Annotated in this window: 11 protein-coding genes; 1 reads left to right on the forward strand and 10 read right to left on the reverse strand. The window is 35.0% G+C overall.

The genetic code is table 11. The features are described from left to right. Positions 1-20: 20 nt before the first annotated feature. Positions 21-794 (forward strand): XRE family transcriptional regulator, encoded by a 774-nt coding sequence (locus L0669_RS10360; protein ID WP_041517349.1) that lies wholly within the window; start codon positions 21-23, stop codon positions 792-794. A 215-nt stretch (positions 795-1,009) separates the two neighbouring features. Here L0669_RS10360 and L0669_RS10365 read toward each other — a convergent pair whose 3' ends face one another. From L0669_RS10365 to L0669_RS10410, 10 genes are all read right to left on the reverse strand, one after another. Further along, positions 1,010-1,774 (reverse strand): phosphatase PAP2 family protein, encoded by a 765-nt coding sequence (locus tag L0669_RS10365; protein ID WP_263763252.1) that lies wholly within the window; start codon positions 1,772-1,774, stop codon positions 1,010-1,012. Positions 1,775-2,380: 606 nt separating this feature from the next. Further along, positions 2,381-4,102: a sensor histidine kinase gene (locus L0669_RS10370; RefSeq protein ID WP_263763254.1), complete on the reverse strand. Its 1,722-nt coding sequence runs from the start codon at positions 4,100-4,102 to the stop codon at positions 2,381-2,383. Positions 4,103-4,292: 190 nt separating this feature from the next. Further along, positions 4,293-5,420 (reverse strand): sensor protein KdpD, encoded by a 1,128-nt coding sequence (locus tag L0669_RS10375; RefSeq protein ID WP_263763256.1) that lies wholly within the window; start codon positions 5,418-5,420, stop codon positions 4,293-4,295. Between the two features lie 223 nt (positions 5,421-5,643). Beyond that, entirely contained in the window at positions 5,644-6,720 is a 1,077-nt protein-coding gene (locus L0669_RS10380; protein WP_263763258.1) for a porin, read from the reverse strand. Between the two features lie 392 nt (positions 6,721-7,112). Further along, on the reverse strand, positions 7,113-7,664 hold the full coding sequence (locus L0669_RS10385; protein ID WP_263763259.1) for a K(+)-transporting ATPase subunit C: 552 nt from the start codon (positions 7,662-7,664) through the stop codon (positions 7,113-7,115). 123 nt (positions 7,665-7,787) lie between these two features. Next, positions 7,788-9,821 (reverse strand): potassium-transporting ATPase subunit KdpB, encoded by a 2,034-nt coding sequence (gene kdpB / locus L0669_RS10390; protein ID WP_263763261.1) that lies wholly within the window; start codon positions 9,819-9,821, stop codon positions 7,788-7,790. Positions 9,822-10,017: 196 nt separating this feature from the next. Then, entirely contained in the window at positions 10,018-11,739 is a 1,722-nt protein-coding gene (gene kdpA, locus L0669_RS10395) for a potassium-transporting ATPase subunit KdpA (RefSeq protein WP_263763263.1), read from the reverse strand. Positions 11,740-11,830: 91 nt separating this feature from the next. Continuing rightward, positions 11,831-11,908 (reverse strand): K(+)-transporting ATPase subunit F, encoded by a 78-nt coding sequence (kdpF, locus tag L0669_RS10400; RefSeq protein WP_263763932.1) that lies wholly within the window; start codon positions 11,906-11,908, stop codon positions 11,831-11,833. A gap of 178 nt (positions 11,909-12,086) precedes the next feature. Next, positions 12,087-12,368: a DUF7674 family protein gene (locus L0669_RS10405; RefSeq protein WP_055094560.1), complete on the reverse strand. Its 282-nt coding sequence runs from the start codon at positions 12,366-12,368 to the stop codon at positions 12,087-12,089. A 351-nt stretch (positions 12,369-12,719) separates the two neighbouring features. After that, positions 12,720-14,063, reverse strand: a complete 1,344-nt coding sequence (locus L0669_RS10410) for a sigma-54-dependent transcriptional regulator (protein ID WP_263763265.1) — start codon at positions 14,061-14,063, stop codon at positions 12,720-12,722. Positions 14,064-14,200 lie beyond the last annotated feature (137 nt).

Genomic DNA, 14,200 nt, shown 5'->3' on the forward strand with positions numbered 1-14,200 from the left:
CAAATTATAACAAATTAATTATGTCCTTATTTTCAGATAACATCAGAGCATTGAGGGTTAAGCATAAAATATCTCAGGAGAAATTAGCTGAAAACCTTAGAATTACCCGAGGAAGATACGTTAAATACGAAGATGGAACCTCCGAGGCACCGTATGACATTTTAAAGCAGATTGCTTTATATTTTCATATGAGTATCGATTTACTATTGTCTGTCGATATACGAAAGATACACATTGAGAACCTTATAAAACTAGAAGGTAACCGACTCATTTTACCTATTCAGGTAGATAGTTTTGGGGAGAATTATATTGAAATTGTATCTCAAAAAGCCAAAGCTGGATATCTAAACGGATATGCCGATCCGGAATATATCGAGAGTTTACAACAAGTTTCCCTTCCGTTTTTAGGACCAGGAAAACACCGCGGATTTCCTGTAGAAGGTGATTCGATGCCACCACACGAAGACGGTTCGATTATTATTGGTCGTTATGTAGAAAGGCTGGGAGAGGTGATGGATGGTAGAACGTATATTTTGATTACCAAAAATGAAGGAATGGTGTACAAACGTCTCAACAAAAACAAAAAAAATGCTTTGGTTTTGGAATCAGACAATCGTTTTTATCCAAATTATGAAGTGAAAGCTTCTGATATTCTTGAAATCTGGGAATACGAATGCAGCATTGGCCGAAGCGACAAACGACATGAAGTGACAGAATCTCAAAGTATGAAAGATTTGCTTCTTGAAGTAAAACGAGAAGTTATGGAGATTAAGAATAATACTTCGAATACATAAAAGTTTTTTGCTACTCCCGATAGCTATCGGGATTCACAGATTAAAAGGATTTTTGTTTGCCACGAATTACACAAATTTGCACGAATTATTTTGATTATATTTTGATTATATTTTGAATGGAATTTGTGTAAATTTGTGTAATTCGTGGCAGAAAAACTAGGCAAAGCCATTCAAAAAAAATCTTTTAATCTGTGAATCTGTGGCAGATAAAAAATCTAAAAAACCTTCACAAAACCCAACCCATACTGTTGCCCGTTATAAAAAGGCATCACCATAGAAGTTGATTTACTTTCAGAAGATGATTTAAAAAGTTTTTTAGTAATATACGGATTCATCCAATACGCCAGTTTCGTACTCAAAATCCCGATTCCGGCTCCGGCAGCAACATCGGTTAACCAATGACGGTTGTTGTAAATTCTAAATAATCCTGTTCCGGTTGCTACGGCATAACCCGCAATTCCGTACCAAATCGATTTGTCTTTGTATTCCTGCCATAAAAACTCCGCTCCGGCAAAAGCAGTTGCGGTGTGTCCGGAAGGGAAAGAATTATTCGAACTTCCGTCCGGGCGTTCTTCATGAACAAGCGACTTTAATCCCAAAACGGTTGAAGCCATAATAACATACGAAGTCACAAATATTACCGAACGATCCCGCATATTATTCTTGCCTTTCACTCCAAAAGCATTCAAAGCATAAACAGATGCTGCAGGAGCATATTGAGAGAAATCATCAATGGTGATTTTGTTGTCAATATCCTCTGTAACTTCAGCTTTGATTTGATGATTAAAACTTAAAAGCTGATCACTTTCAATACCAATTACACCATAACCAATCAATACTCCCGGAATAATCAATTGCTTGTAATTGAATTTTAAAGGTTTTCTTGACGTACTGTCAATTTTGGTAATCGAATCATTTTGTTGCGCATTTGCACTCAAAAAACCGAATAAAAACACCAGAGAAATCGTTTTGTAAAACATCTTTCGTTATTGTTATAAGTTGCAATAATAACGAATGTTCAAACCAAGTATTTTTGGCTTAATCTAACCTTAAGTCAATATTAATCTGTTGGTTTTAAATAGGATAGTTGTATTAAGATTGGCTAAATATTATATCATTTAAATGTCACCCTGAGCGAAGTTGAAGGAACTTATATCATTAAAGGTCTTCGACTTCGCTCAGACTTACAATAGAAATGAAAATCGCAATTTTTAAATAGATAATTAGGTGTAGTCCCTACGGGACAAAAGTATTGTTCATGTATAAAATTTCTACCAACATATAATCTCTCCGAGATATTTATAGAAATTAAATATTAGTACCCCGTAGGGGTTAAATGTCGGTAGAAAAAGAACCAACGTCAGTAAAAATGTCCTGTAGGGACTACACATTTTTGCTTTATTCTAAGGGATAATCGAATTTCAATATTGAATGATGTATATCGTAGGGCCGGATTTTAATCCGGTTAAAAAATGTATTCAGAATGCAAAAGTCCCGTAGGGACGATTCATATTGTTGATTTTGCATTATAACGGAACTGGATTAAAATCCAGCCCTACAATATGGTTCGAACCTACGGCTCTTTTTTAAACTTTTAATGAAAACCAAAAAGTACTTCCCAAACCCAAATTACTTTCAACGCCAATAACTCCGTTTTGGGCTTCGATAAATTCTTTGCTAATGGCTAATCCCAATCCCGTTCCTGATTTTTGACTTCCCGGAATCTGAAAATATTTGTCAAAAACTTTGTCTTTATATCTCGCATCAATTCCTTTTCCGGTATCAATTACCTGAAAAACAATCTGATCATTTTCTTCTTTTAATTTAATGACAATAGTACTTTTTTCAGATGAATACGTAATCGCATTCGATAGATAATTAATCAAAACCCAGCCTGTTTTTTCACTGTCAGCTTTTACATTTTGAAGATTTTCATCAGCATCAATAACCAATTTAATTTGCTTTTGATCTGCCTGAACTTTTACCGCTTCAGTCGCATAATTTACAATAGTATACGGATTACTTTTTTCGATATTCAACTGAATATTTCCGGTTTCTAATTGAGATAAATTAAGCAATTCGCCCGTGATTTTCAATAACCTTTGACTATCATCTTTAATACTTTCAACCAATTGTTTCTGATCATCATTCATATCACCCGTTTTGGTATTCTGTAGCAATTGAAGACTCAGTTTTATAGACGCAATTGGTGTTTTTAATTCGTGCGAAACGGTGGCAATAAAATTAGTTTTTGCAAAATCAAGTTCTTTAAATAAGGTAATATTTCGCAGAATAATCACATCACCAATATTAATTTCCCTTTCTTCTCCCGTTGGGGTTATAGTAATATTGATGGTTTCTTTATCAAAATAACTTTCTTTTCCGTGGGCGAAAATCTTCATCGGTTGTTTTTTCTGAGCATCAGTTGTTTCTTCTTTCAAAATCAAAGACCGAATCAAATCATTCGATAAAGCCAATGTCGAAGCCGATTTCCCGATAACATCCTCAGATTTCATTCCGATAATTTTCAGCGCTTCATCATTCACAAATAAAATAACACCTTCATTGTCCAGTCCAATAATAGGATCGTGCATATTATTGATAAGCGTTTCCAGTCGTTTCTTCTCAAAAAATAATTTGTACAAATTACTATTGTTGTATTCTTGAAGTTTTTGCGCCATTGTATTAAACGATTTGGCAAGATCTCCATATTCATTATGATTGGTAAAATGCACCCGTTCGGAGTAATTTTTATTCGCAATTTCCTTAATACTTTGCGTTAATTCCTTAATTGGGTTGGCAATATTGTTGGGTAAATTCACCAGTAAATTAAAAGCAATCAAAAAGCATAAAGTACCTACAATGGCAATCCATAAATTAGCCGTTTCGGCGGTATGTTTGGCAATATCGCTTTTCTGTTTTATGGCATCGAGATTGAGTTTCATGATGGCAAAAATGTCCTGTCTGATTTGCGTTTTTAGCGCTTCATTAGAACCATTTTTTTCTAAAAGAGAAAAGCTTTTTTCCAGACTGGCCGTAGCCTCTTTTTCCCCGGGTTCAGTAACATTTTGTGTTTGTTTTCCCAGATATTCTTTAAAAGTATGAATCTTTTCATCGGTACTCATTTTAATTTCATCCAAAGACAAAATCATATTTCTGGAATATTCAAGCGTATTATAATTCGCTTTCAGAATATTCTCAGTATCTGCTTTTATCAAAAAAACAGAATATCCGCTCACTAACGAAAGTATGATTATCATTAAAAATAATAATCCAACTCCCAGATTCAATTTAGTTTTAATTCTCATGATGTTTATTTTAAAAACATTTTATTTTTTTTGAACCATGTAAGTAATATAAGAAAATATAAGAAGACGTGTAAAGAAAAAGCTTTGCGTCCTTAAGCCTTTTCAAGCAAAAAAAACTCAGCGAACTTTGCTGTTAAATTTCACGCCTCTAATTTAAATGAACTGATATAACTTATATGGTTTAGAAAATTTACGATAAAATAACAAGGTCTACATTCGATAAAGACAAGCTGTTTAACAAGCGTCTGAAAATCGTTGTAGACAAAATTACTTTAAATAAATTCAAATGTGGTTTCCCAATGCAAACAGTTGTAATATGTTTTTCTTCAACAGCCATTAAAATCGCATTGGCAATATTTTTATTTTCTATTTTAATGACTTCTGCACCCAATTGCACCGCCAGCTTAAAATTATTAATCAAATGGCGTTGTTTGTCTAATGCAATTCTAGTGCTGCTTTCTTTAGGTGTTTCTACATACAAAACATACCAACTTCCGTTATAATAGCTCGCCAAACGAGCTGCTTTTCGAATCACAATTTTGGCTGTTTTATCATTACTGCTAATACAAGCCAACAATTTTTCATGTCTTAAAGCATGCAAATTAGGTACTTCGCTTTCTACTTTTCGAACCACCTGACTTGCTACTTCTTTCAGAGCCAATTCACGCAATTGTAAAATCTGATCCGATTTAAAAAAGTTCGTCAAAGCCATCTGAATTTTATCCGAAGTATAAATTTTTCCTTCTTTCAAACGTGCAATCAAATCTTCAGAAGTCAAATCGATATTCACGACTTCATCTGCCAACCGCAAAACATTATCCGGAATCCGTTCCTGAACATCAATTCCTGTAATGCGTTTTACATCTTCATTTAAACTCTCGATATGCTGAATATTCACTGCCGAAATCACGTTGATTCCCGCCTCAAGAATTTCCAGAACATCCTGCCAGCGTTTTTCGTTTTTGCTTCCTTCAACATTTGTGTGTGCTAATTCATCAACAATTACTACCTCAGGTCTAAGGTTAATAATCGCCTGAACATCTAGTTCTTCCAGCTCTTTCCCTTTATAGAAAATGGTTCGCCGCGGAATAACGGGCAAACCAGATAAAAGTTCATGCGTTTCCTTTCGCATATGCGTTTCGATATAACCAATTTTTACATCGATTCCGTTCTTCAACAGCGAATGTGCTTCCTGCAGCATCCGGTACGTTTTCCCCACACCGGCGCTCATCCCAATATAGACCTTAAACTTTCCTTTTCGTGATTTCTGAATTAAATCGAGAAAGTGCTGTGCATTATTTTCTTTTTCTTCTTTCATATGTTTGTGTGAAGGTGCTAAGTCACAAAGTTTTTTTAATTTTTTTAGCCACTCCCGATAGCTATCGGGATTCACAGATTAAAAAGATTATTGAATGGCTTTGGGTGGATTGATTTACCACGAATTCACAAATTATAATTTATCCTATTTTGTAAATAAAAATTAGTGAATTCGTGGCGAAAAAAAATCCCTTTAATCTGTACAATCTGTGGCTTATATTCTTCTAAAAGCTAATCGCCAACGAAGTCGTTACAAAAGTATTGGTATCCGTTGGAACGTTATCTTTTGTGAAAATCTGATCTTTACTGGAAAGATTTCTTGCTTCTAATCTAAACATTACATTATCAGTAACTAAGTAATCAAAGTTAGCCGAAAATCCGTAAGTTTTAAAACCATTTGGTGTTTCAGTTGCGATGATAACACCTTTTTCATCACTATAATATTCGCCACGAGCGGCAAGCTGAATTTTATCAGTAGGTTTATATTGCAGAATCAAAACTGGCGAAAACCAAGTGTCGTATTTATTACTGTTTTTAGCCGCTTGTTGCGATCCAACATCAAAACCAGCTGTAACATTTGTTTTATCCGTTACTTTAAATTGTCCGTAGAAATTATTAAAATAACGCCATTTTTTGTCAATATCCGGTTGTTCATTTCCAACATAAGTACTCCAGTTCAAAACCACTTTGTCCGATGGTTTGTAAGTAATCTGCGTTCCAAAAGCTGGTGTTTGATTACCTTTTACCTTCTCAATACGTTGCCATCCATTTAAGTACATTCCCGCCAAATACCATTTTCCAGATTCAGATGTGTAACCAATTTTAACTCCCGTTTCATAATAAGGCGAGTTTTCAGCCAAAATGCTTCTCGTCAAAGTCTGGCAGTCTTTTCCAATCGCACTTTCAAAACCTATATGTGCCGGCATAATTCCCGCATCGATCCATAAATTATGGCTTTGCGAAATCTTCACACCCACATTTGCTTCATAGATATTTTTCAATAAACCTTGTTCTGCCGCCATGTTATATTCGGCGTAAGTTCCAGCCATCAAAGCAAAATTTCCACGAATATTATCTTTCGAATAATTCACTTTTGCCATACCTAAATTAATATTCACTTCATTACTTTTATTAAAATTGTAAAAAAAGCCCGGGCGCGTATGATCTTCCGGTTTTCCAAAATCATAACTATAATAAGTCTCTACATATCCTGAAAATGTAAACGGACTTTTTGTTTCTTCCTGCGCGTGTAAATTGGTAAAACCAAAGGCAATTAAAGCGGTAAGTATTATTTTTTTCATTTTGTTAGTCGTTGCGAGGAGAGACCTGTTCGCTGTGGCGAAAGCAATCTTATCCTCATTAGGTTATTTATTTTTGTAGATTTTTTAGGAGCTAATCCCGCTATCCGTTTCAATCTTTTGTGCCGAACACCGGCACAAAAGGATTTCCACTACTATCGGGGCTAGGATATTTGGGGTAAAAAAGGGCATTCATTATCCTAACAGGTTTGCAAAACCTGTTAGGTATTTAATTTTAATTTTAAGTTCATGCTCTGTTTGTCATTGCGAGGAACGAAGCAACCACATTTGCAAAATCAACTTTATGTATAATTGTTAGTGAGGTTGCTTCGTTCCTCGCAATGACATGCAATAAGAGAAAAACTTAGTAACTTAGAATCTCAGTAACTTAAAAATTACTTCAATTGATCAAGCGCAACATTCAATTCCAATACATTAACTGTTTCAGGACCCATAGCAGCCGTATTAATTTTAGATTCAACCAAAGCTTTTACTTTAGCTTCATCCAATTTTCTTTCTTTGGCAACACGTTTCACCTGAATCAAAGCACCTTGTGGAGAAATGTTAGGATCTAATCCACTTCCGGAAGCCGTTACCATATCGGCAGGAATTTCAGATTTTTTCAAATATGGGTGAACAACTAAAAACGTATCAATTCTTTTTTGAACCAAAGCCAAGTATTCAGCATTGCTTGGTCCTTTGTTACTTCCGGCACTTCCGGCCGCGTTATAATCAACAGCCGAAGGTCTTCCCCAGAAATAATTTGACTTATCGAATTTCTGACCTATTTTTTGGTAACCAACCACTTTTCCGTTAACCGAAATAGTTTCTCCTTTTCCGTGATTAGGAGCAAATTGTGCAATTCCGTAAATCGCAAGAGGATAAATAACTGCAAATAAGATTACGGTAAGCAGTGTAAGTTTTAATAGTGAAAATATTGTTTTCATTTTTTTTAAGTTTCTAAGAGACTAAGTCTCTAAGTTTCTAAGATTTTTTTATTTTTAAGGTTCTGATTTTCTAAAAGATGCTAAGGAAAAACTCAGAACCTTAGTGACTTAGCGCCTTAGCAGCTACATAAACAGAGCTACGAGTAAATCAATTAATTTAATTCCGATAAAAGGGACAATCAATCCGCCTAAACCATAAATCAACAGATTTCTTTTTAGGATCGCACTTGCACCAATTGGTTTATAATCTACACCTCTCAACGCTAACGGAATCAATATCGGAATGATGATCGCATTAAAAATTACAGCTGATAAAATCGCACTTTCAGGACTATGCAAACGCATGATATTCAATCCTTCAAGCGCAGGAATCGCAGTAATAAAAAGAGCAGGAACAATAGCAAAATATTTCGCAACGTCATTTGCAATAGAAAAAGTAGTTAAAGTACCTCGAGTCATTAAAAGCTGTTTCCCAATTTCGATAATCTCGATTAGTTTCGTTGGATCATTGTCAAGATCGACCATGTTTCCGGCTTCTTTCGCAGCCTGAGTTCCGCTGTTCATCGCAACACCCACATTGGCTTGCGCAAGGGCAGGAGCATCGTTTGTTCCGTCACCCATCATGGCAACAAGTTTACCCAGGTTTTGTTCGTTTTTGATGTAATTCATTTTATCCTCAGGTTTCGCTTCGGCAATAAAATCATCAACACCGGCAGCTTCCGCAATAAATTTTGCCGTAAGCGGATTATCTCCAGTAACCATAACCGTTTTTACACCCATTTTTCTCAATCGGTCAAAACGTTCTTTCATTCCTGTTTTAATGATATCCTGCAATTCGATAACACCTTGAACCTGATCGTTTTTAATTACAACCAATGGCGTTCCACCTTTAGACGAAATATCAATTACTTTTTGAGCAGTATCTTCAGGGAAATTATTTCCGGCTTGAAGTGCAATATTTTTTGCAGCATCCTGAGCTCCTTTTCTAATATTAGTTCCGTCTTTTAAAATAACTCCGGAAGTTCTGGTTTCAGCGGTAAATTTGATTAAAGTAGCACCTTCAATTGATAATTTATTGGCAGTTTCGGCTCCTGCCAGTTCCACGATACTTTTCCCTTCCGGAGTGTCATCTGCTAGTGAACTTAACACAGCAGACTTTATAAAATCTTCTTCGGTAACACCTTTTGCAGGATAAAAATTTGTTGCTTTTCGGTTTCCAATTGTGATTGTTCCGGTTTTGTCTAGAAGCAATACATCAATATCTCCGGCAGTTTCAACTGCTTTTCCTGATTTTGTAATTACGTTAGCACGCAACGCTCTGTCCATACCTGCAATACCAATTGCTGATAATAAACCACCAATTGTCGTTGGAATCAAACAAACGAAAAGTGCAATAAAAGCCGCAATCGTGATGGGTGCATTTGCATAGTCGGCAAACGGTTTTAGCGTAACGCACACAATCACGAATATTAAAGTAAATGCGGCTAATAAAATGGTTAGGGCAATTTCGTTTGGTGTTTTCTGACGGCTTGCACCTTCAACCAAAGCAATCATTTTGTCTAAAAAGCTTTCGCCAGGTTCAGAGGTTACGATTACTTTAATCTTATCAGATAATACTTTTGTACCTCCGGTTACAGATGATTTATCACCACCAGCTTCCCTGATTACCGGAGCACTTTCTCCCGTAATAGCACTTTCGTCAATTGTAGCTAAACCTTCGATAATTTCACCATCAGTTGCAATTAAATCTCCTGATTCGCAAACGAAAATATCTCCTTTTTTCAATTCAGATGAACTGATATTTTTAATTTCTCCGTTAGGCAAAATTTGTCTTGCCGGAGTTTCTTCACGTGTTTTTCTTAAACTATCCGCTTGTGCTTTTCCTCTTGCTTCGGCAATTGCTTCGGCGAAATTGGCAAACAAAAGTGTTGCAAGTAAAATTAAGAACACAATTAAATTATAAGTAAAACTACCTTGGTCAGTTGCTCCCATTAATATAGAAACACAAACAGCAAACATAATGGCAGTTCCTATTTCTACGGTAAACATTACCGGATTTTTGATCATCATTTTTGGATTCAGCTTCACAAAAGATTGCACTAAAGCTTCTTTTACTTGCTTACTTTCAAACAACGATGTGGATTTATTAGTTGTCATTTTTTGAATTTTATTTATTAAGCTGATAATTTTAAACACATAGAGACATAGGGTTCTACTTGAGATAAAGGCATTTTATTTGACATATAAACACATAGCTATGTGTAAAAACTAGTTTTTTAGAATACCTTTTTTTTGATTTTTATGTCTATGTTTCGATGTGTTTAAAAATGTTCAGCATTAGAAAAATGAATTGTTATTTTAGTGTAAAGTACTCCGCTAAAGGTCCAAGTGCCAACGCTGGGAAGAATGATAAAGCGGCAATAATTGCGATTACGGCAAAAACCATTATCCCAAAAATAGAAGTGTCGGTTTTTAAAGTTCCTGCACTTTCCGGAATGTATTTTTTATTCGCCAATAATCCTGCAATTGCCAATGGCCCAACGATAGGAATGAAACGACTCAACAATAAGACAATTCCTGTAGTGATATTCCAAAACGGATTGTTATCTCCCAAGCCTTCAAAACCAGAACCATTATTAGCAGCGCTCGAAGTATATTCATATAACATTTCAGAAAATCCGTGATGTCCGGGATTGTTCAGCCAGCCTGTTGCGTTTCCGCTAAACCAGTAACCCATTGCAGTGTCGTTTGCAGCAAAATAAGAAGCCAAAGCTGTTCCTGATAATATTAATAAAGGGTGAAGGATTGCGATAAAAGCAGCAATTTTAACTTCCCGCGCTTCGATTTTCTTTCCTAAAAATTCAGGAGTTCGCCCCACCATCAATCCGGAAATAAATACAGCCAGAATAATGAAAATGTAGAAGTTCAAAATACCAACACCACAACCGCCATAAAACGCATTGACCATCATGGCAAGCAATTCCATAGCTCCGGAAACCGGCATCGAACTATCGTGCATACTATTTACAGAACCTGTAGAAATTACGGTTGTAGCAATACTCCAGAAACCAGAAACCGCAGGTCCAAACCGAACCTCTTTTCCCTCCATAGCTCCGGTTGTTTGAGCAATTCCCATTTTCTCAATAGCGGGATTTCCGTTCATTTCCGTTATCATTGTTGGAATAACAAGTAATAAGAAACCAATCGTCATTACTCCAAAAATTACGTATGATAATTTCTTTTTCTTTAGATAAAAACCTAAAGCAAAAATCATAGCAAAAGGAACAATTAATTGTGACCAAAGCTCCACAGCATTGGTAAAATAAGTTGGATTCTCTAATGGATGCGCTGAGTTGGCTCCAAAAAATCCACCACCATTTGTACCTAAATGTTTAATGGCAATAAAAGCAGCAGCAGGTCCGCGGGAAACTTCTACGTGATCACCTTGCAAAGTGGTGATAGCATCTTTACTATCAAAATCCATCGGAGTACCGCTGAATGCTAAAATAGTAGCAACAATTACTGAAAGTGGTAATAATATACGTGTACAACTTTTGATGAAATAGTTGTAGAAATTCCCCAATTTATCTGTAGTTCTCTCCTTCATTGCAGTAAAAATCATCGCCGCAGCAGCCATACCGACACCAGCAGAAACAAATTGCAAGAACATTAAAAACATTTGTGATAAGTAAGAAACTCCGCTTTCACCTGAATAATGCTGTAAGTTACAATTAACAACAAACGAAATGGCGGTATTAAAAGCCAAATCCGGTGACATTGACGGGTTGTTATCAGGATTTAAAAACAACGATCCCTGAAATAATAAAACAAAAAAGCAAAGAAAGAACCAAATCATATTGATACTTAAAAGAGCTTTTAAGTGTTGTTTCCAGTTCATTTCCTCAGTCGAATTAATACCGCTGATTTTAAAAATAAATTTTTCAATTGGATTGAAAATCGGATCAAACAATGTTTTATCTCCCAAATAAACTTTAGCAATATATTTTCCTATTGGAATGGCTAAAATTATCGAAACGATAAAAATACTGATGACGCCTAGTAATTCTGTGTTCATAATATGTGAGTTTTTGTAAAATGCAAAATGTGATTTGTAAATAATTAGGATGTAAGACATCTAACATTTCACATCTGATTTTTTACATGATTTAAAATTTTTCAGGTTTAATTAATACATAAACCAAATAGCCAAAAACGACGATGGAAATAATAAATAGTGCAGTCATGATTTAGATTTTTTCAAAAAATTCAACTGATTTAAAACAAATCGCAAACAACACAACGGCCAATGCGAGTAAAAGAAAAGTGATTAACATATTAGATGATTTTAGGTTTTAGAGTTCAGATTTTAGATTTAAAAATTTTAGTGATTAACCGAATAAACAATTAACCGAGTAAACTTTTTTATACTCCCGAAGTATTAACTTGCTTGATATATTCCGCTTTTAGCGTTTGAGGAAAAAGGTGGGAGATATTACAGTGACGAACCTCCATAAATGAAGAAACCGAGAAAACGTACACATTAGAAATGGCGTTTTTAGTTTCGATACTTCCGTTAATAAAAAGGCGTTCAGCAAGTGCCAGACATTTTTTTGCACGGACGATGTTACCTGAAATAATAGATTTTTTGGTAATATCAGCAAAACGTTCCGCTTGTTTGTAGATTGAAGTGACTTGATTTTTCATGAGATGAATTTTTATGTTCTTCCCACTAATGCCAAAAGTCAGACCGAAAAAGAGAGATAATAGGCAAAGTGCTGCCAATAAAAGGATTGCACGTTCGTGCCAAAAATCAAGTATAAAAAAAGCCTATCATTTTGATAAGCTTTTCTCGTTTTGATATGTTATTGTCAAGCTCCAGAGGAGCGAAATATTTATAGAAATGATGAATCCACATTTATCAGAGCCCCAGCGGGGCGACATGTTTTTGAATTGTAGGTGTCGCTCCGCTGGAGCTTTTTTTATCATTGGCAATAAATAATCTATAAATATTACGCTTCTCCGAAGCTTTAAAAATTGTAATTGATATTGTAATTATTATTGGATACTATATTCTTCTAACTTTCGATACAAAGTAGCAATACCAATCTCAAGCAATCTTGCCGTTTCGGCTTTATTACCTTTAGTATAATTTAAAACTTTCTGAATATGTAATTTTTCGACACTTTGCATCGAGAAAGCCGACATTGATTTGGTTGGTTTTTCAGGTTGATGTTGCATTTCGTAGGGCAAAACATCAGCGGTCAAAATATCTCCGTTACTTAAAATTACAGATCTTTCGATAATGTTTTTAAGTTCGCGAATGTTTCCTGGCCATGAATAATTTTCTAATTTCTGAAGAAAATCATCAGAAACATTCAAAGTCTTTTTATTCGTTTTTTCAGAAAATTGTTGAACGAAATATTGAGTTATCGGAGCAATATCTTTAATTCTTTCCCTTAACGGAGGAAGTTTTATTTCGAAAATATTCAAACGAAAGTACAAGTCAGAACGAAAACGGTGTTCATCGCTTTCTGTTTTCAAATCCCTGTTTGTTGCAGCAATCAATCTGAAATTTGATTTTTTGGGAGTCGTATCTCCAACCGGAATATATTCGCTGGTTTCTAAAACGCGTAATAATTTGGCTTGAAGTTCAATAGGCATTTCTCCAATTTCATCCAGGAATAAAGTTCCGCCATTGGCTTCTTCAATAAAACCCTTTTTATCTTTTAAGGCTCCCGTAAAAGCACCTTGTTTATGTCCAAAAAGTTCACTTTCTAAAATTTCCTTGCTAAAAGTACTACAGTTTAGAGCCACGAACGATTTACCAACACGATTACTATTTTCATGAATCGCTTGTGCAAAAACCTCTTTTCCGGTTCCGGTTTCTCCGGTAAGTAAAACGGTAGAATCAGTTTTCGCTACTTTTTTGGCAAGATCAATAACCTGTTCAATCCCTTTTGATTTTCCTATAATGGTATTAAAAGAATATTTATCACCAATACGTTTTTCAAGTTGTTTGACTTTTTTCTGCAAATGTGCTTTTTCAACCGCTTTGTACAAAAGCGGAATAATTTTGTCATTATCATCACCTTTTACAATATAATCAAAAGCACCATTTTTCATGGCCTGAACCCCATCCGGAATATTGCCAAAAGCAGTTAACAGAATAACTTCAATCAAAGGAAAACTTCCTTTTATGTTTTGCAGAAAATCAACACCATTTCCGTCAGGCAGTTTTACATCACATAAAACAACATCAATCTCAGTTTGTTCCAGTTTCTTAAAACCTGATTTAAGATCTTTGGCTTCAAAAACTTCAAACCCTTCTGATTTTATAATGCGCGCCAACAGACTTCTCAGTTTTTCTTCGTCGTCTATAATTAAAATTTTATGTGTCATTTGAGGAAAATTCTAGAATAGAAATTTATTTTGAGATACAAATTTAGAACTTAAATCAGTTCTCTTTTTTGATTCATCAGAAATTCTTTCGAAATTTTCAAAATCATTACATTAATCCTCACCATGATCAATTTAGT

It is taken from the genome of Flavobacterium bizetiae (genome assembly GCF_024271895.1).
GTDB classification, from domain to species: Bacteria; Bacteroidota; Bacteroidia; order Flavobacteriales; family Flavobacteriaceae; genus Flavobacterium; species Flavobacterium bizetiae.